This is a genomic window from Nocardioides sp. (genome assembly GCF_041393715.1).
Lineage (GTDB): Bacteria > Actinomycetota > Actinomycetes > Propionibacteriales > Nocardioidaceae > Nocardioides.
Genome location: NZ_JAWKJQ010000015.1, coordinates 26,280 through 45,029 on the forward strand (window position 1 = coordinate 26,280; position 18,750 = coordinate 45,029).

The 18,750-nt window shown below is 72.7% G+C and carries 18 protein-coding genes and 1 tRNA gene; 3 read left to right on the plus strand and 16 right to left on the minus strand.

What is annotated here, in order from left to right; all coding sequences use genetic code 11:
* Positions 1-98 precede the first annotated feature (98 nt).
* A complete protein-coding gene (locus tag R2740_RS17890) occupies positions 99-1,976 on the minus strand; it encodes an acyl-CoA dehydrogenase (protein ID WP_371304053.1) in 1,878 nt (625 codons plus the stop codon).
* Between the two features lie 230 nt (positions 1,977-2,206).
* Between R2740_RS17890 and R2740_RS17895 the strand changes: the two genes are divergently transcribed.
* Complete coding sequence (locus tag R2740_RS17895; RefSeq protein WP_371304054.1) at positions 2,207-2,665, plus strand: Rrf2 family transcriptional regulator; 459 nt, start codon at positions 2,207-2,209, stop codon at positions 2,663-2,665.
* A 24-nt stretch (positions 2,666-2,689) separates the two neighbouring features.
* On the opposite strand, the gene R2740_RS17900 is transcribed toward R2740_RS17895, so the two are convergent.
* The 9 genes from R2740_RS17900 to R2740_RS17940 all read right to left on the minus strand — a co-directional run bounded on the left by R2740_RS17900 (position 2,690) and on the right by R2740_RS17940 (position 10,776).
* Complete coding sequence (locus R2740_RS17900; RefSeq protein ID WP_371304055.1) at positions 2,690-3,343, minus strand: N-acetyltransferase family protein; 654 nt, start codon at positions 3,341-3,343, stop codon at positions 2,690-2,692.
* Between the two features lie 56 nt (positions 3,344-3,399).
* Entirely contained in the window at positions 3,400-4,353 is a 954-nt protein-coding gene (locus R2740_RS17905) for a phosphatase PAP2 family protein (RefSeq protein WP_371304056.1), read from the minus strand.
* Between the two features lie 35 nt (positions 4,354-4,388).
* Positions 4,389-5,033, minus strand: a complete 645-nt coding sequence (locus tag R2740_RS17910; RefSeq protein ID WP_371304057.1) for a DUF2461 domain-containing protein — start codon at positions 5,031-5,033, stop codon at positions 4,389-4,391.
* A 35-nt stretch (positions 5,034-5,068) separates the two neighbouring features.
* Positions 5,069-5,785 (minus strand): methyltransferase domain-containing protein, encoded by a 717-nt coding sequence (locus tag R2740_RS17915; protein ID WP_371304058.1) that lies wholly within the window; start codon positions 5,783-5,785, stop codon positions 5,069-5,071.
* A gap of 40 nt (positions 5,786-5,825) precedes the next feature.
* Entirely contained in the window at positions 5,826-6,935 is a 1,110-nt protein-coding gene (locus R2740_RS17920; RefSeq protein WP_371304059.1) for a glycoside hydrolase family 5 protein, read from the minus strand.
* 121 nt (positions 6,936-7,056) lie between these two features.
* Positions 7,057-8,208 carry a hypothetical protein gene (locus tag R2740_RS17925; RefSeq protein ID WP_371304060.1) on the minus strand — a complete coding sequence of 384 codons (1,152 nt, stop codon included), beginning with the start codon at positions 8,206-8,208 and terminating at the stop codon, positions 7,057-7,059.
* Complete coding sequence (locus R2740_RS17930; RefSeq protein WP_371304061.1) at positions 8,208-9,323, minus strand: C39 family peptidase; 1,116 nt, start codon at positions 9,321-9,323, stop codon at positions 8,208-8,210. Before R2740_RS17930 ends, R2740_RS17925 begins: the two co-directional genes overlap by 1 nt.
* Before the next feature lie 540 nt (positions 9,324-9,863).
* Positions 9,864-9,936, minus strand: a tRNA-Gly gene (locus tag R2740_RS17935).
* A 72-nt stretch (positions 9,937-10,008) separates the two neighbouring features.
* Positions 10,009-10,776 (minus strand): SGNH/GDSL hydrolase family protein, encoded by a 768-nt coding sequence (locus R2740_RS17940; RefSeq protein WP_371304062.1) that lies wholly within the window; start codon positions 10,774-10,776, stop codon positions 10,009-10,011.
* A gap of 19 nt (positions 10,777-10,795) precedes the next feature.
* Here R2740_RS17940 and dcd point away from each other — a divergent pair, with 19 nt between their 5' ends.
* Entirely contained in the window at positions 10,796-11,386 is a 591-nt protein-coding gene (gene dcd, locus R2740_RS17945; protein WP_371304063.1) for a dCTP deaminase, read from the plus strand.
* A 4-nt stretch (positions 11,387-11,390) separates the two neighbouring features.
* On the opposite strand, the gene R2740_RS17950 is transcribed toward dcd, so the two are convergent.
* From R2740_RS17950 to R2740_RS17975, 6 genes are all read right to left on the minus strand, one after another.
* Complete coding sequence (locus tag R2740_RS17950; RefSeq protein ID WP_371304064.1) at positions 11,391-11,531, minus strand: hypothetical protein; 141 nt, start codon at positions 11,529-11,531, stop codon at positions 11,391-11,393.
* Between the two features lie 32 nt (positions 11,532-11,563).
* Positions 11,564-12,388, minus strand: coding sequence for a DUF4097 domain-containing protein (locus R2740_RS17955; RefSeq protein WP_371304065.1), 825 nt, complete (start codon positions 12,386-12,388; stop codon positions 11,564-11,566).
* 75 nt (positions 12,389-12,463) lie between these two features.
* Positions 12,464-13,006, minus strand: a complete 543-nt coding sequence (locus R2740_RS17960; protein ID WP_371304066.1) for a toxin-antitoxin system HicB family antitoxin — start codon at positions 13,004-13,006, stop codon at positions 12,464-12,466.
* Positions 13,007-13,089: 83 nt separating this feature from the next.
* A complete protein-coding gene (locus R2740_RS17965) occupies positions 13,090-13,554 on the minus strand; it encodes a (2Fe-2S)-binding protein (RefSeq protein WP_371304067.1) in 465 nt (154 codons plus the stop codon).
* Positions 13,551-14,501 (minus strand): xanthine dehydrogenase family protein subunit M, encoded by a 951-nt coding sequence (locus R2740_RS17970; RefSeq protein WP_371304068.1) that lies wholly within the window; start codon positions 14,499-14,501, stop codon positions 13,551-13,553. The genes R2740_RS17965 and R2740_RS17970 overlap by 4 nt, the downstream gene beginning before the upstream one ends.
* Positions 14,498-16,783, minus strand: coding sequence for a xanthine dehydrogenase family protein molybdopterin-binding subunit (locus R2740_RS17975; RefSeq protein WP_371304069.1), 2,286 nt, complete (start codon positions 16,781-16,783; stop codon positions 14,498-14,500). The genes R2740_RS17970 and R2740_RS17975 overlap by 4 nt, the downstream gene beginning before the upstream one ends.
* Positions 16,784-17,024: 241 nt before the next feature.
* On the opposite strand from R2740_RS17975, the gene R2740_RS17980 reads away from it, so the two are divergent.
* Positions 17,025-18,593, plus strand: a complete 1,569-nt coding sequence (locus R2740_RS17980) for a sulfatase (protein ID WP_371304070.1) — start codon at positions 17,025-17,027, stop codon at positions 18,591-18,593.
* Positions 18,594-18,750: the final 157 nt, after the last annotated feature.

The following is an 18,750-nucleotide window of genomic DNA, read 5'->3' on the forward strand; positions in this document are numbered from 1 at the left end:
ACTGGTGCGTACAACGCGCGAGACGCGTCGTACGCACCAGTAGTCGGTCCCAGCCGTCCCCGTGGGCCGGCCGGGCGTTTCTCAGGCCGGGCCGGGGCTCAGAACGATGCCTCGTCGAGGTCCATCAGCGACAGGTCGGTGGCCTCGGCGATCGCCCGCTCGGACGAGATCCTCGGCAGGTTGTGGTGCGCGAAGAACTGCGCGGCCGCGATCTTGCCCTCGTAGAACGCCTGGTCGGCGGGCGAGACGTCGCCGCCCAGCTTGTCGAGCGCGACCTCGGCCTGGCGCAGCAGGAGCCACGAGCAGACGAGGTCGCCGAGCACCATCAGCACGCGCGTGGTGTTGAGGCCGACCTTGTAGACGTTGCGCAGGTCGCCGCCCTCGGCCGACGGGTCCGCCGACATCAGGTCGTTGATCATGTGGCCGACGATCGCGTTGGTGTCCTCGAGCGCCTGGGCGAGCAGCCCGCGCTCCACCTTGAGCCGGCCGTTGCCGGCCTCGGAGGCCAGGAACCCCTTGATCTCGCCGGCGAGGTGCCCCAGCGCCTGACCCTGGTCCTTCACGATCTTGCGGAAGAACAGGTCCATGCCCTGGATCGCGGTGGTGCCTTCGTAGAGCGTGTCGATCTTCGCGTCGCGGACGTACTGCTCGATCGGGTAGTCCTGGAGGAAGCCCGAGCCGCCGAGCGTCTGCAGCGACTCGGTGCCGAGCAGCACCCACGAGCGCTCCGAGCCGTAGCCCTTCACGATCGGCAGCAGCAGGTCGTTGACCTTCTCGGCCAGCTCGTCGGGCTCGCCGGCGTGGTTGGCCAGCAGCACCCGGTCCTGCCACGACGCGGTGTAGAGCACCAGCGCCCGCATCGCCTCGGCGAAGGACTTCTGGGTCATCAGCGACCGGCGTACGTCGGGGTGGTGGGTGATCGTCACCCGCGGCGCGGTCTTGTCGGCGGCCCGGGTGAGGTCGGCGCCCTGGACGCGGCTCTTGGCGTAGTCGAGCGCGTTGAGGTAGCCGGTCGACAGCGTCGCGATGGCCTTGGTGCCGACCATCATCCGGGCGTTCTCGATCACCTGGAACATCTGAGCGATGCCGTCGTGGACCTCGCCCAGGAGCCAGCCCCGGGCGGGCTCGCCGCCACCGACGGAGGAGTCGCCGAAGGTGAGCTCGCAGGTGTTGGACACCTTGATGCCCATCTTGTGCTCCACCCCGGTGACGTAGGCGCCGTTGCGCTCACCGGTGAGCTCGCCGGTCTCGTGGTCGAAGTGGAGCTTCGGCACGATGAACAGGCTCAGCCCCTTGGTGCCGGGGCCGCCCACGCCCTCGACGCCGACCGGCCGGGCCAGCACGAGGTGGATGATGTTCTCCTCCATCTGGTGCTCACCGGAGGTGATGAACCGCTTGACGCCCTCGATGTTCCACGAGCCGTCGTCGTTGGGGGTCGCCTTGGCGCGGCCGGCGCCCACGTCGGAGCCGGCGTCGGGCTCGGTGAGCACCATCGTGGCGCCCCAGCTGCGCTCCACCATGATCTCGGCGATCCGCTTGTCGCGGTCGTTGCCGTTGCGGTGGACGACGCCGGCGAAGGCGGGCCCACAGGCGTACATCCAGATCGGCGCGTTGGCGCCGAGGACCATCTCGCCGATCGCCCAGTTGAGCGTCGACGGCGCGGGGGTGCCGCCGAGCTCCTCGACGATGCCGAGCCGCCAGTACTCCGCGTCCATCCAGGCGCGGTAGCTCTTCGCGAACGCGTCCGGCACGGGTGCCGTGTGGGTCGCGGGGTCGAAGACCGGCGGTGTGCGGTCGGCCTCGACGTAGGAGTCGGCGAGGTCCTCGCGGCACAGCCGGTCGACCTCGGCCAGGATCTCCCGCGCGGTGTCGGCGTCGACGTCGGCGAAGGGGCCCTGACCCAGGACCTGGTCGCGCCCGAGCACCTCGAAGAGGTTGAACTCGATGTCGCGGAGGTTGCTCTTGTAGTGGCTCACGGGACCCGCCCTCTGATCTCGGTTGCTTGGTCGGCGCGCGCCTCGAGTGGGCGCTGCACGTTGGCTACTCGCCAGTAACATCCATGATGCCTCGCTCTGGAGGAGCACGCAAGGCGTTCCGACGGACCCGTCCCGCCCGGGCGGGTGTGACCTGGCCCACGCTCGTGGTCGGTCCGGGAGTACGCCGGGCCAGGTCCACCGCGCCCGTGGGGTGCTGCGACAATGCGCGCATGCGCGTCTCCGCCAAGGCCGACTACGCCCTCCGGGCGTTGATCGAGATGGCGGGCAGCGACGGGTCGGCGCCGGTGAGCGCCGAGGAGCTCGGACGACGCCAGGACATCCCGCACGGCTTCCTGCAGGCGATCCTCGCCGACCTGCGCAAGTCGGGCATCGTGGTCTCCCAGCGCGGCCAGTCGGGCGGCTGGCGGCTGGCGCGCGACGGTGGTGAGGTGTCGGTGGCCGACGTGATCCGGGCCGTCGACGGGCCGCTGGTGTCGGTCTACGGGTTGCGCCCGGAAGCCGTGGAGTACAACCCGTCGGCGGAGGTGCTCCAGCACGTCTGGATCGCGGCCCGACACTCGCTGCGCGACGTCTTCGAGGTGGTCACCATCGCCGACCTGGCGGCCGGTGTCCTCCCCGACGCGGTGGCCGCGCGGACGGCCGACGACGACGCCTGGCAGCCGCACTGACCGACGGGAGAGGCCGCCGGCACCTCAGTCGGCCGGGCCGTCGAGGTCCTCGGAGGGTCCCGGGCGCAGCCAGGGACAGACCAGGTCGCGGCTGCGGAACCGGCGCCGCTCCGGCCGGTGCACCACCTCGTGGGTGGTCTCGTCGAGAGGGGTCAGCTGCACCCCGGTGGGCACCAGGTCGACCTCCACGTCGAGGATGCCCATGGCGGTGTCGTAGGTGCGCACCGGACCGAGCCGTCGCAGCATCGCCAGCGACGCCGGGTTGTCGGCCATCACCTCGGTCAGCAGATGGGTCACCCCGGCGGGACGGTGTCGCATCAGCACGTCGAGCAGCGCCGTCGCGACACCGCGGCCCTGCCAGTCGTCCTTGACGGTGACGGCGATGTCGGCGGCGTCCGGGTGCTCGGGGTAGCGCACGCAGCGGGCGACCCCCGCCGGCACCAGGTCGTCGCCGACCTCCGCCATCAGCACCAGCGCGACGTGGTCGACCCCGTCGACCTCGTCGACGAGGTGGGTCAGCATCGCGTCGGAGAGGTGCAGCACCGGCTGCAGGAACCGCCGCCGCCGCGACTCGGGCGACAGCGTCTCGAACTCCCGGACCAAGGTCTCCCGGTCGGTGGGCAGCAACGGCCACACCCAACCGGGAGTGCCGTCGCGCAGGCTGACCTGGTCGGCCATGGGGCCGTCGTCAGCCCGCGCTCGAGGGAGTCGCGACCGCGGGCATGCCGCTCAGCCTACGGCGAGGCCCGGCGTACGACGTCCTCGGCATCGTCCGCGGCGGCCACCGCGACCGCGGCCGCGCCCTCACCCCGCCGCTCGTCGGGGGTGGTGTCGGGCTCGGCGGCCATCGGCGCCGACAGGTGGGCGAACACGCTCACCGCGACCGCGGCCGCGCTGCCGACCGCGGCGATCACCAGTCCGGCGTCGAGGAGCCTGGTCCAGCCGCCGCCGGGGCGGACGCCGACCACGACCAGCGCGGTCACCGCCACGACGAACCCGATCATCGAGAAGATCCGGTGCTGCTCCGGCGGTGGATGCGCGACGCCGCCGTGCACCAGTGTCCAGAGCGCGGTCAGGGCCGAGCCCCAGGCGAGGCTAACCAGCACCGCGCCGAGGATGTCCGAGGGGCGGTGCCAGCTCGCGACCAGGGTGGCGGCCGCGGTCACCGTGATCGCCCCGGTGGCGAGCGCCGAGACCACGCCGCGCACGGCGGTCGGCGTCACCACCAGGGCGGCGAGAGCGACGGAGACCGTGACGGTCGCGTGGCCGCTCGGGAAGCTCGACACGGTGAGCATCCCGAAGTCCTGCCGGTCCACGGCGCGCTTGAGCACCTGGGTGGTCACGTTGGCCCCGGCCACCAGGACGACGGCGGCGGCAGCCGCCTCGTAGCGCCGGCGCGACACCGCGACCAGCACCAGGCCGGCCACGGCCAGCGCGATGGTGCCGACCGAGACCACTCCGAGCCAGCCCAGCAGCCGGCGGGTCGCCTCGGCGTCGCCGACCACGAGGTCCATCCCTGCCTGGTCGACCGTCTGGCCCAGCTCGGTCTGCTGGCTGCGCTGCGCCAGCCAGGCCAGGCCCAGCCCGCTGGCGACGAGGACGGCCAGCGACTCGGCCGTGGTCTGCCACCGCGACCACCGGGCAGGCGGCTCGGGGGCGGCGTTGGTCACCGACGGCCGAGAGCGCATGCCGGCCATCGTGGCACGGCCGCGGTCGTCGACCCTCAGCCCTCCACGCGGGGGTCGACCTCCGCGGACACCCAGGCCAGCAGCGGTCGCACCGCCAACCAGTCGGCCCGGACCCGGTCGAGCAGCCCGGCCTCGTGGATCACCGGCTCGAAGCCGTAGCCGGTCGACACGGTCAGCGACTTGTGGCGGAGCAGCTCGATGCGCGGGTGGTCGGTGTCGTAGCCGCGCGGTGCGGTCTTGAGGGTCTCGCCGCCGACCTCCCAGCCCTTCGTGGTCAGCGCGGTGAGGACCCGGCGCAGCCTGGGGCCGGCCTTGTCGTCGGCGACGGCCTCGCGGAACGCGGCGAGGCGGCGGCTGTCGGCGTCGTAGAAGCCGCCGCCGACCATCACGCCGCGAGCGGACAGCTGGACGTAGTAGCCGGTGGCGGGGCCGGTCGGCACGTAGGCGCCCTGGTGGGTCTTGTAGGGCGTCTTGTCCTTGCTGAACCGGACGTCGCGGTAGGGGCGGAAGATCTTGGCCTCCCCGAACTCCGGGGCGAGCGCGGCACACAGCGCGAGCATCGGCGCCTTCACGTCCTGCTCGTAGGTCGATCGGTGCCTCTCCCAGTACGACTTGGTGTTGTCGACCTCCAGGTCGTCGTAGAAGTCGAGCGCCGCCACGGGGAAGCCGGTGAAGTCCACGCGGCGAGCCTACGGCGTACGCCGGTCGGAGCGGCTCAGCGCAGGAACGTGAACAGCTGCCGCCCCGGCCGCAGCGGCTCGGGGTCGGCGACCAGCCGCTCGACGCCCAGGCGCATCGGAGTGCCCTCGATGTCGTCGTGGAGCCGGACCGACACGAAGCCCGCCTCGTCGAACCACGCCCGGATCTGGGGCCCCAGGTCGGGCTCCATCCGACCCCGGGTCCACAGCACGGTGGCGCCGGGCGCCGCCATCTCGCGGGTGGCCCGTACGAGGCGGTGGATGTCGTCGGCGCTGATGTTGCCCATCACGCCCGACACGACGACCAGGTCGGCGGGGACGGCGCCCACGTAGGCGTCGCTGCGACCCGCGTCCGCCTCGCGGACCTCGATGGCCGCATCGAGCCCCAGCTCGGCCACCCGGGCGCGTGCCCGCTCGACCAGCGACGGCAGGATCTCCACCAGGGCGCCCGTCACCCGGGCGCGGTCGGGTCGCTCGGCCAGCACGCCGAGGACGTCGCGGCCATCGCCGGCGCACAGGCTCAGCACCCGCACCGGGCGGGGCGCGGTGTCGTCGAGGAAGCGGTCGATCTCGGATCGGACCCGTCGCAGCCGCTTGGGCAGGCTGGACCGCGGGTCGTCGTAGGCGTCGTGCCAGGCGAGGTAGTCGCGCAGCCCGCCGCCGGCCGCCGCTCCCGCGTCGGTGACGGGTGCGGGGATGCCGACGGACCTCAGGTCCTCCGGTGGCTCGGCCATCCGCCCAGCCTGCCAGTCGACCGTGCCCGACTCCGGTCGGTCAGGACAGCTGGCCCAGGTAGGTGCGGAGCGCCGAGACCACGGGCTTGGGCTTCATGTCGAGGGTGTAGAAGCCGTAGTGGGCGTTGCTCGCCGCCTCGGCGTCCTCGTCCTGCGCCATGTAGGGCGACATCTTCTGGACGTAGGGCAGCCGCTTGTCGGTGACCTTGAACATCTGCACGGTGTACTTGGCCTGCTGCTGCGGCGTGACGCCGTTGGCCATCGAGCCGGTGTGCCAGCCGAACTCGGTGAACCACACCGGCGTGCCGAGGTCCTTGTGCTTGCGCATGATGGCGCGCATCTCCTTGGTCTTGCGCAGCCACCCCGGCGTCTTGCCGGCCGGCCAGGTCGGACCGTGGTCGCCGTAGTAGGGGTGGATGGCCAGGACGTCGAAGCAGGGCTTGGCGCCCGCGTCGTAGAGGTCGCCGACCCAGGCGACGGCGTCGCGCCCGGTGCCGGCGGACAGCACCTTCGCGCGGGGGGAGCCCTTGCGTACGGCGGCGTGTGCCGCGCACAGGACCTTCTTGTAGTCCTGGATGGTCGCGCCCTTGAGGCGGATGCCGCCGCTGACCTCGTTGTAGATCTCGAACGAGGTGACCTTGCCGCGGTAGCGCTTGGCCATCTTGCGGATCGCCCGGGCGTAGTCGGCCGGGTTGTTGGGGAGGTACTTGGGGCCCTTGCCGCCGTTGGCCCAGCCGGGGGTTCCGAGGAAGGTGAGGGACACCGAGATGTTGCGCTTGTGGGCCATCCGGACGACCTTGTCGACCCGGTCGAGTCCCCAAGCGCTCCAACCCTTGTCCGTCGCCGTGGGCTTGCGCGGCTGGACCAGCGCCCAGGGCAGGCCGATCCGGACCCAGCGGATGTGCATCCGCTTGAGCTTGTCGAACATCTGGCGCCGCTCGGCGTTGGTGTGGGTGCCCCACAGCGCGTGGTAGACGATGCCCGCCCGTGGGTGGTCGAAGGTGCGCGCCGTCGCGGTCGCCTGGCGGTTCGCGGCGGACACCGAGCGCTCGGGCGCCGGCGCGGCGACGGCGGGGATCGTGGTGGCGGTGAGGCCGGCGAGCAGCAGCGCAGCCACAAGCAGGCGCAGGGGTCGACGGTCGAGGTTCATGGTGGGGGGCCCATCTCGATCGGAGGCACGGCGGGGGGACCGGCGTCGGAATCCGCAGGACGCTAGCAACTTCTGCGCCAAACGACCAATCGGCGCCGTGACCATCCTGTGATCTTGGGGGTCACCGCAGGCCGGCGGTGACCTGTTCGTCACCGGCCGGAGTGAGTGCGGTCAGGGTAAGCCGGGTGCCGCCGCAGCGCAGTGGGGCGACGACGAAGCCGTCCTTGGCGCTGGGTGCGCGGTAGACCACCCGGAGCCCCTCGTCGGCGCTCCAGCGCAGCACCTGGGCCGGCTCACCGCCCCCGGCGTCGCGGGTGAAGTACGCCGCGTCCCCACACGCCAGCAGACTGCCCGAGGTGGCCGCGCCGAGATCCTGCAGCTCGCCGGCGGTCGTGGCGGCGTAGGCGTGGGCCTGCTCGATGTGCCGCTCGTCGGGGACCTCGGTCCACACCCGGTCGCTGCCGAGGGTGACCCCCTCCCAGGCCGCGCAGGCGGTCGGGCCGGCGTACGGCGTCGGGTCGGGGCCGTCGAGGGTGACCCCGGCCATCGTGACCAGGGTGCGACACGACGGGCGCGCGTCGTCGAAGGTCATCAGGCTGAGGGTGCCGTCGCTGCCGACCCGGGCGTTGGTGAAGCCCTGTCGCTTCGCGGCGCACCACAGCGGGCCGCCGTCGCCGGTGCCGAGGTCGGCCGCGGCCAGACAGTAGGCGCGAGCCTGTCCGGGGGCGCCGACGGTGGCATAGAAGGCCTGGTCCGGCCCGAGCGCCCAGGTGCCGCCGGACGTGGTCGGGGCCGGGCTGTCGCCGTCGAGGGTGGTCCGCTCGCCGCTCGCCAGGTCGACCACGGTCGCGACGGAGGGGCGGGTCTCGCGCCGGTCCTGGGCCACCACGAGCGCGTGGCCGTCGTCGAGGAACGCCTCGGCGATCCGGCGACCCGCTCCGGCCGGGAGGGTGACCGGCCGTGGGCCGTCGAGGACCGCCCGCGTGCCCCGGGGGTCGACCGCGAGGGTCCACTCGCCGGCCTCAGTCACCGCCGCGTCGGTGGAGCCGGGCACCGGGAGCCAGTCCAGCAGCGCGTCGGCCGCCTCGGGGGTCGACGTCACTCCCGGCGACGGCGAGCCCGAGGAGCCGGGGCCGACCGTGCTCGTCGTGGTCGAGGCCGGGCTGGTGCCGGAGGCCGGGGGCGGCTGGTCGCCGGCGCAGGCGGTGAGCCCGACTGCGAGCGTGGCCGCGAGCAGGGCGGAGCCGGCGTACGCCGCGTTCGGCCGCGGCATCAGACCCCGATGTTGTGGTAGGGGTGCGCGAGGTTGGCGCGATAGCTGCGGTAGGCCCGCTGCCACTGCACCCGCTTGATGAACGGCTCCGAGGGGTCGAAGCGCTGCTGGTTCCAGGGCTCGAAGTAGCTGATCATCCGGACGCCGTCCTTGCGGGTGAAGTACCCGCGGCCGACCTGGTAGTGGCCGGACGCGTCGTCGTCGAGGTAGGGGTAGTACTTCTTCAGCAGGATCGGGTGCAGCACCAGGGGCGCTCGGTAGTCGTGGACGTGGCGGGCGAGCAGGAGGTACCACTTGCCATAGCTCCAGCCCTTCACGTCGAGGGTGATGTAGGGGCCCGCGTGCGCCTTGTTGTCCCAGCCGGTGCGCCTGTTGACGACGCGGACGATGCTCGAGATCGCGGTGCCCGACGTGGTGGTGCCCAGCTCGTTGGCCCAGTGCTTCTGGGTGCGCTTCTTGCCGGTCCAGCCCCACACGATCATCTGTGTCGACGTCGGGCCGCACCAGTAGGACCGCACCTGCTCGCGGACCTGATGGGGGTCCAGCACGGTGTCCTTCTTGGGGTAGTCGGCGATCGACTTCTTCTTCGGCTTCGCCTTCGGGGTGGCGGTCGCGGTCGGCGACGCCGAGGCGGAGCCGCTGCGGGCGGCGTACGACGTGGTGCCGGCGCCGGTGCCGGTGCCGGTCGGACGTGCTTCCGGGTGGCGGCGCCAGAAGCCGCGTGGGTAGGGCTCGCCGAGGATGTCGTGGCGGATGGACCAGACCTTGGCGACGGCGCGTGCGGCGTCGGTCAGCTCGGCGCGGTCGGCCGCGGCACGGGCGCGCGGCGCCATCCGTGCGCTCGCGGTCAGGTCGGCCAGCGGGTCCAGATCGCCCGTGTTCACCGTCGCCGTCGCGGTCGGTGCCGAGCGGGCCTCCGCGGCCGCTGCGGCGGTGATCCGGGCCCGCACCTCGGTCGGCGAGGAGTCGGTCCAGCCGACGTGGAGGCAGTAGGTCAGCTGCTCGAACGTCGCACAGCGGACCTGGGTGGCGGCCAGGGTGCTCGGGCTCGGCCGGCCGCGCAGGGCCGGCTGCGCGGCCCCTTGGGCCACCACGCGGTCGATCTCACGCTGCATCGCCGGGGTGAGGCGGGTGCGACCCGGCGCCGGGTCGGCGGCCCTGGTCGGGGCCGGGCCCGCCGCGGTGCGCTCGGCGACCCCGGAGTCGCCGCGGTCCTCGCGGGGACGAACGGGGCGGCGGCGAGGAGCAGCGCGAGCAGGGCGATGCCGATCGTGCGAGGGCGAGGTAGCCGGTGGGCGGGTCGGCCGGCGGGGCGTGGCGACGTGGCACGCGCGGCGTCGGACGGGCGAGGGCGAGGCATGGGGAAGACCTTCAATCGCGGCGAGTGAGCGGTCAGACCGGAGTCACGCCAGTCACGATAACCTCTTGAGTCTCGTGAGTCACATGGGCGGTGGGTGGCTGGATGACGACGTTTGGCCCACAACGACGCAAATGTCGGCCCGGAGGTCGCCGTTTGTGCCCAAACGTCGACAATGCGCGACCACGGCCTGCATCTTTCGCACAATCGGTGGCACCCGCGGCCGGCTGCGGACCGAGGCGGCCCCAGAAAAGCCAGAACGGCCGGCACCCGAGGGCGCCGACCGTCTGCTCAACCGAGCGGATGACGAGGCTCGAACTCGCGACATCGACCTTGGGAAGGTCGCGCTCTACCAACTGAGCTACATCCGCATGCCGCTCCGCGAAGCGGCGGGTGCGATGCTACCAACGACCTCGCCGCGGGGCGAAGCCGGTTGCGAGGGGCTAGTCGACGGGGCCGAGCGTCGGCCGCTTGGCCGTCACCCGGTCGCCGGAGGAGCGGCCCGTCACCCGGCGGTGCACCCAGGGGCCGGCGTGCTCGCGGGCCCACTGGAGGTTCTCGCGACGCGACTCCGCCCGGGTGAGCTCGCGGCGGGCCGGGAGCGGTGGCTCGTCGAGGTCGTGGGGGATGCCCAGCCGCTCTAGCACGGCGATCGCGATGTGGGTGTGGCCGAAGGAGTTCAGGTGCATCCGGTCGGTGTCCCAGATGGCCCACGCCGGCACGTCACGCATCCGCCACATGTCGACGATCAGGGCGTCGTGCTTCTCGGCGATCTCGCGCACCCACTCGTTGTAGGTCGCCATCCGCCCGCGCACCGGCCGGAAGAGCGCCGAGATGCCCGGGTCGTACGCCGTGAACATGGCGACGGTCGCACCCGTCTTGGCCAGCCGGCCGATCGCCTCGTCGTACGACGACGCGAGGGCGTCGATCGAGACGCGGGGGCGCAGGATGTCGTTGGCGCCGGCGTAGATCGTGACCAGGTCGGGCTCGAGTGCGATCGCCGGCTCGACCTGCTCGGCCAGGATCGCGGCCATCTTGCGGCCGCGGATCCCGAGGTTGGCGTAGCCGAAGTCGTCGGCGCCCTGCTGGCGCGCGAGCACCTCGGCGACCCGGTCGGCCCAGCCGCGCAGGCCGTTGGGACGGGAGGGGTCGGGATCTCCGACGCCCTCGGTGAAGGAGTCGCCGAGCGCGACGTACCGATGGAAGACCATGGCCGGTAGGTTACGACCCGTGCTTCTCTCCGATCGCGACATCCTCGCCGAGATCGCCGACGAGCGGGTCGCGCTCAACCCCTGGGACCCGGCGATGCTGCAGCCGTCGAGCATCGACGTGCGCCTCGACCGGTTCTTCCGGGTCTTCGAGAACCACCGCTATCCACACATCGACCCGGCCGAGGACCAGTCCGAGCTGACCCGCGAGGTCGTGGTCGACGGCGACGACGAGCCGTTCATCCTGCACCCCGGCGAGTTCGCCCTCGGGTCCACCTACGAGGTGGTCTCGCTGCCCGACGACATCGCGGCCCGCGTCGAGGGCAAGTCGTCGCTGGGTCGGCTCGGGCTGCTCACCCACGCGACCGCCGGGTTCATCGACCCCGGCTTCACCGGGCACGTCACGCTGGAGCTGGCCAACGTCGCGACGCTGCCGATCAAGCTGTGGCCGGGGATGAAGATCGGCCAGCTGTGCTTCTTCCGGCTCAGCTCACCGGCCGAGCATCCCTACGGATCGGAGAAGTACGGCTCGCGCTACCAGGGTCAGCGTGGGCCGACCCCGTCGCGCTCGTTCCAGAACTTCCACCGCACCCCGATCCGGGACGTGCCGTAGCCGCTCAGCCGGGGGGCTGGACCGCCCGCAGGCGGCGGGTACGCCGGCCGCGGACGTCCGTCGGCCCGGGGCGGGTGGAACGCGTCCGGCGGGACACCTCCTGCTGGGACTGACGGGCCAGGGCGGCATGGATCTCGATGTGCATGACGGGTCTCCTTCCGGGGTGGATGTGTCGGGTCAGACGGCGCGCAGGGAGATGTCGCCGCTGACGGTCTTGGCGCGGAGCTCGAGGTAGTCGGCGCCGTCGGCGGGCTCGCCCGTCGACGGGAGGGTGGAGCTGATGTCGCCGGTGACCGTGGTGATGTCGGTCCACACGGGCAGTCCGGTGGGGACGCCCACCTGGACGTCTCCCGACGCGCTGCGCATCGTCACCTTGCCGCGGAGCGCCGACCGGACGACCAGGTCGCCCGAGGCGGTCGCGAGGGACACGTCGTCGCTGGCCCGGTCGACGGTGAGGTCGCCCGACCCGGTCTTCACCGCGGTGGGGCCGTGGGCGGAGGCGACGCGGACGTCGCCGGAGCCGGTGGACACCGAGATGCTGGCCTCGGCGTGACCGATCTCCACGTCGCCCGATCCGGACTTCACCCTCAGCTCGGCGGCCGCCAGCTCGACGGCCACCTCGCCGGAGCCGGTCTCGATCTGGCTGGGGGCGGTGAGCGTCTCGACGGTGATGGTGCCGGAGCCGGAGCGGAGCACGCAGCCGGCGTACGTCCCGGTCAGCGCCAGGTCGGCTGAGCCGGACTTGACCATGGCGTCGGAGCCTGCGGGGAGGGCGACGACGAGGTCGACCTCGGCCTCGCCACCGAAGAACCCGGTGCGTTGCCGGGGCGCCACGATGGTGATCTCGTCGCCCTCGTAGGTCACGCTGACCTGGTCCGCCACCCGGCCCGTCACCTGCACGCGGCTGACGTCGGTGTCGACGGCGGACACTCGGACGCTGCCGCGGCCGAGCTCGCAGTAGAGCCGCACCGGGCGGGGGGTGTCGAAGCGGTAGTCGGTCATGGCTTTCTCCTCGTCGAGGGTGTGCGGGGCCACGGGGCCGGCACAGGGCGCCGGTCCCGGAGGGAGGGGGGCGGGTCAGATCCAGCCGGTCATCCGGCGCTGGCCGGGGCGGCCCTGGTGGGTGAAGGGGTCGACGCCGCCCGCGAAGGGCAGGCTCGAGAGATCGATGTCGATGTCGATCGCATGGTCGCTGGTGGCCGCGCGCACCGCGCTGACGAGCCAGGTGTTGAGGCTCTGGCCCGCCTGGCTCGCCTTCTCCTCGGCCTTGGCCTTGACCGACTCGGGGATGCGCAGGGTGATCCGGGACAGCCCACCCTCGTCGGCCTCGTCGGGCGCCAGCGGTGGGGGCGGCGGCGGAGGCGTGGGCGGCAACGGGGCGGCTGCGTGGACCACGAACTGGAGCTCGCGGCCGCTGAGCCTGACGTCGACGCCCCCGGCGGGCATCTCGGCGGTGATCTCCGCGGTCGCCTGGGAGACCGCCTCCATGAGGGCGAGCCGGGCGGCAGGGTCGAGCGCCATGGCGAGCCGCTCGGCGGCCTGCTTGATGTCGTCGCCGCCGGCCTCGGACGCGGCGACCAGGTCGCGGCGGAGGTTGTCGACGTACGGCGTGATGTCCATGCGCACCACTATGACATCACGATGACGTCATGTCAATGCCGGCGTGGTGTCGCGCTGATGTCGCGCCTGCCTCGTCGCCGGAGTCAGCCCTGCTCCGCGGCCGCGGCGACCGCGGCCACGATGCCGTCGTAGCCGGTGCAGCGACACAGGTTGCCGGACAGCGCGATCCGGATCTCGTCGTCGCTGGGAGCGGGGTTGTCCCGGAGCAGTGCCGTCGCCGAGACCAGCATCCCGGGGGTGCAGAATCCGCACTGCACGCCGCCCTTCTCGAGGAAGGTCCGCTGCAACGTGGACAGCTCGGGACCCTCGGCCAGCCCCTCGACCGTGGTGATCTCGGCGCCGTCCGCCTGGACCGCGAGGTAGGAGCAGGAGTTCACCGGGCGCCCGTCGATCAGCATCATGCAGGCGCCGCACTCGGAGTCGTCGCAGCCCTCCTTGGAGCCGGTCAGGCCGACCTGGCTGCGCACCGTCTGCAGCAGCGAGGCGTGGGCGTCGACGCTCAGTGGGTAGCTCTCGCCGTTGACGGTGAGGGTGATGTCGGTGCTCAACGCTGGCTCCAGTCGCTCGCGGGGACGGCGACGGTGCCGCCGGTGGCTCGGGTGAGCGCGGCCGCGATCGCGCGGCGGGTGATCACGGCGGCCATCGCCGTGCGGTAGGACGCCGAGGCTCGCACGTCGGAGATCGGCGTGGCCGCCTCGGCTGCTGCCTGGCCGGCGGCCTGGAGGGCGTCCGCCATGGGTGACGTTTGTGCCGAAACGGCATCACTTCGTGACGAAATGCTGCCGTTTGTGCCCAAACGTCGCCCCATCAGCGCCTCCTCGGCGGCGGGCACCCGGCAGATGACGGGGGTCAACGCGGAGATCGCGACCCGGGCGACGGTGACCACGCCGGAGTCGTCGAGCTCGACGTAGGCGCCGGCGCCGACCACGGCGATCTCCATCTGGCGGCGGTACTGCAGCCGGACGTACGCCGACCCGGCGCCGGCCGGCGGCACGGGGAGCTCGACGGCCTCCATCAGCTCGTCGGCCGACGCCGACGTCCGGCCGGGGCCGGTCCACAGGTCGGCCAGCCCGACCCGGCGGGTCCCGCCCGGACCGGTCAGCACGGCGACCGCGTCGTGACACAGCAACGGGGCGCCGGTGTCCATGGCGGGGGAGGCGTTCATGACGTTGCCGCCGAGGGTGCCGTTGGCGCGGGTGGCGTGCGACCCGACGATCGCCGAGGCGTCGAGCAGGCCCGGGGTCGCGGCGGCCAGCTCGGCGGAGGCGAGGATCGCGGCGTGCGAGGTGAGCGCGCCGATCCGGACCACGCCGTCGGTCACCGCGATCTCGGAGAGGCCCGGGATCCGGTGGATGCCGACGATCGACTCGGGGAGCGGGGCCTTGCCGTGCCGGGCGCCGACGACCAGGTCGGTGCCGCCGGCGACCGGTCGCGCCCCGTCGGCCATGGCGGCCACGGCGGCGGCGACGTCGCGCGCCTCGACGTACGTGCTCACTGCTCGTCCTCCTGTCCCTGCAGGGTCGTCCAGACCCGTTCGGCGGTCATCGGCAGCTGCGTGACGTGCCGTCCGACCACCTTCGCGATCGCGTTGCCGATGGCCCCCGACGTCGGCACGCTCGGCGGCTCGCCGACGCCCTTGGAGCCCTTCGGCCCGGCGTTGGGGGTGTCCACCTCGATCCAGCGCACGTCGATCCGCGGGCCGTCGCTGGCGGTCTGCAGCTTGTAGTCGAGCAGGCCGGGGTTGCGCTGCCGCCCCTCCTCGTCGAAGTACGTCGCCTCCGACAGGGCCTGCCCGATCCCCATCATCACGCCGCCGTAGACCTGGCCGTCGGCGCCGATCTTGTTGACGATCACGCCGGAGTCATGGGCGGCGGCGAACGCCAGCACCCGCACCACGCCGGTCTCCCGGTCGACCTTGACCCGCGCCGCGTGGGTGATCAGCTGCGGCGCCAGGAACGAGTCGAGGCCGAGCCGGCCGACGCACGCGGAGGGGATGTCGGTAGGCGGGTTCTCCGGCAGGTCGCCCGATCCCTTGCCCAGCAGCGGGGTGCCGGTCCCGGCGAGGTCGGCGATCGTCACCGACGTGGACGGTGCCCCGACGGCCCGCACCGACCCGTCGACGAGCTCGAGGTCGGCCGGGTCGATCTCGAGCTTCTCCGCGGCCAGCTGCAGCAGCTGGGCGCGCACCTCCTGGGCGGCGGCCACCACGGCTCGCCCGTTGTTGAAGGTCGTCTGCGAGCCCGAGGCGCCCATGTCCCAGGGGCCTGCGTCGGTGTCCTGGTAGAGGATCGAGAAGTCGTCGGGCCGCATGCCGAGCTGCTCGGCGGCGAGGATGGGCAACGCCATCACCGCGCCGGTGCCGCACTCCTGCGCTCCGGTGACGATGGTGCCCGTGCCGTCGCCGTTGAGCTTGACGTAGGCGCCCGACGGCGAGGCCATCGACGGCCACCAGCCGCAGGCGACCCCGATCGCCTCGTCGTCGGGGAGCTCCTGGCCGTAGCCGATCATCTCGGCCGCCGCCTCGAGGGTGTCGAGCATCCCGATCTCGTCGAAGACCTGACCGGTCGGACCGTGCGAGCCCTGGCGGATCAACGTCCGGCGGCGCAGCTCGACCGGGTCCATGTCGAGCGCACCGGCCACCTGGTCCATGTGCTGCTCGAGGGCCCAGCAGGCCTGCGGCGCCGTGGGCGCGCGGATCGAGGAGGAGGGCTGGTTGGTGGAGTAGGTCAGCATCGCCCGGACGGCGACGTTGTCGAGCTCGTAGGGCCCGCAGGCGTGCATCGCGGCCATCTGGGCGAAGAAGCCGCCCTCGCCGGTGTAGGCGCCCTTGTCGAGGTGGAGGGTGGCGCGGCGCGCCACCAGGTGACCGTCCTTGGTCGCGCCGGTCTCGAACTCCAGCACCATCCCCTCGCGGCGGTGGTCGGGGGCGAGGAACTCCTCGCGGCGGCTGAAGACCAGCTTGACCGGTCGGCCGGCCGCCTGGGCCAGCGACGCGACGTGCGCCTCGAAGTGGAAGTCGCACTTGGAGCCGAACCCGCCGCCGAGCAGCGGCACGATCACCCGGACGTGGCTCTGCGGGATGCCGAGGGTGTGCGCCACCCCGTCGCGCGCGGCGAACGGCACCTGGGTCGAGGTCCAGACCGTCACCCGGTCGCCGTTCCACTGGGCGAGGATCGCGCGCGGCTCGATGGGTGCGCCCTGGGATGCGTCGGCCACGAACCGGCTGGTCACCACGACGTCGGCCGTCGCCATCGCCGCGTCGGCGTCGCCCTTGACGATGGTGGAGTGGCCCACGACGTTGCCCTCGCGGCCCATGTCCTCGTCGCCGTCGTACGACGACCAGTCGGGGTGGACCAGCGGCGCGCCGGGCTCGGCGTTGGCGACGAAGTCGGGGAGCGCCGGCAGCACGTCGTACTCCACCTCGATCGCGGCCGCGGCCTCGCGGGCGATCGCCTGGGTGCGGGCCGCGACGCCCGCCACGACGTCGCCCTCCCAGCGGACCGTGTCCTTCGCGAAGAGCAGCCGGTCCTGGATCATGCCGCCGTAGAGGTTCTCGGGGACGTCCTCGTGGGTGACGACGGCGTAGACCCCGGGGATGGCTCGGGCGGCACGGGTGTCGATCCGGGTGATCCGCGCGTGCGGGTGGTCGGCGAAGCGGAAGGCGGCGTGGGCCTGGCCGGTGAGGTCGATGTCGGCGGTGTAGCGCCCCAGCCCGGTGACCTTCTCCTTGCCGTCGGGACGGATGAAGGTCCCCGGTCGGTCCTCGGTCACGGTCATGCGTGCCACCTCGTCTCGCGTCGTTGCGTCCCGTGGGCCGGGGTCGGCCTCGTGGCGCCGGCCCTCGCTGCCGATCGTAGGGGTCGGGGTCGGGCGCGGTCTCCCCTGGTCGGTCCTCTCCTGGTGCCTACGACGCGGCCCGTGCGTCGTACGCACCAGTAGACATCCCCACGGCGGTCGCGCCCTGGCTGTCGCCCGACCGGTGTGCTGCAATGGCAGCGCCACGTCTGGGGGGTGGAAAATGTCTCGACCGGGCCACGTTCGACGAGCGTGGGGCGCTGCGGCCCGCGGGCAGCGCGTCCGGCGGGGGCTGGGGGCGGTCGCGCTCGCCGTCGCCCTGGTGGCCGGGCTCTCACCGTCGAGCCCGGCGGCGCCCCCGGCCGAGTCGCCCGCCGCGTCCCCGGCGCCGCGGCCGTCTCCCGGGCCGACGGCCACGGCCCTCGGCGGACCGGTCGCCGCCGTCACCGCCCGCGCGCAGCAACGTCGCCCCAACATCGTCCTGGTCGTGCTCGACGACGCCCGCCTCGACGACATGTCGATCCTGCGTCATGTCCGCCGGCGGGTGGGCAACCAGGGCGTCACCGTGACCCGCCACTACGCGCCGTACCCGCTGTGCTGCCCGGCCCGGGCGACGCTGCTGACCGGCAAGTACGCCCACAACCACCAGGTGCTCTCCAACACCGCCCCGGGCGGCGGGTTCACCGCCTTCGACGACCGCTCGACGCTGGCCACCTGGCTGGACCCGACCTACCGCACCGGGCTGGTCGGGAAGTACCTCAACCAGTACACCCGGCCCTACGTCCCGCCCGGTTGGGACGAGTGGATGGTCCCGCACCGGATGTACGACTACTCCTACGACGGGTGGATGGTGACGCGCGACGGGGTCACCACGGACCTCAGCCTCCCGGAGTACCAGACCGACGCCCTCGGCGAGCTGGCCGTGGACTTCATCCGGCGCAACGCGCCGCGCGCGCAGCCGTTCTTCCTGTTCACCAGCATCGTCGGACCGCACGCCGGCAACCCGGCGGAGCCCGACGACCCCTCGCTGCCGACGCCCGCGGTCTCGGCGACCTATCGGGACCGGTTCGCCGGCCGGCCGCTGACCGACCCGTCCTTCGACGAGGCCGACATCAGCGACAAGCCGGCCCAGCTGGCGCCGCTGACCCCGGCGGAGGTCACCGCCCTCACCGAGGTCAACGCGCAGCGTCGGGAGGCCGAGCTCTCCGACCAGGACGTCATCGACGAGATCCTCGACGCCCTGCGCGACAGCGGCGAGCTCGACCGGACCTTCGTCATCGTGACCAGCGACAACGGCTACCTCCTCGGCGAGCACCGGATCCGGGGCGGCAAGGTGTCGCCGTACGAGGTGGCCAACCACATGCCGCTGCTGATCCGGGGTCCGGGCATCCCGAGACGGTCCACGTTCCACGGGCTGAACGCCCAGGTCGACCTCGCCCCCACCATCGCCCGGATGGCCGGCCTGCGGATCGCGCCGTCGTGGCGCGTGGACGGCCAGTCGATGCTCTACCGCCTCAGGCACCCGCAGGCCCGCTGGCCGCAGCGCCCGGGCATCCTGCTCGAGGCCGCGACCCCCGGCGACACGTCCACGTGGCTCTACCAGGGTCTGGTGCGAGGTCCGTGGAAGTACGTCGAGCGCAGCAACGGGTTCGTCGAGCTCTACAACCTCCGGCGCGATCCCTACGAGCTGCGCAGCCGCGGAGCCGAGCCGGCCTACGCCGAGGTCGTGGCCCGGCTGGGTGGCGTGCTCGACGACCTCCGGGCCTGCGCGGCGGCCACCTGTCGCGGCTGAGCGGGCGCCTCTCAGGGAGTGCCGAGGAGCAGGTTCACGGCTGAGATCTTGTCGCCGGCATCGACCCACAGCTGCACCTGTACGGCGTCCAGGCAGCTCTGGCCGTCACCCGACCCTGCGGTGAGGACCTGCGCCCAGGCGCCGCCCGTGTCGGTGG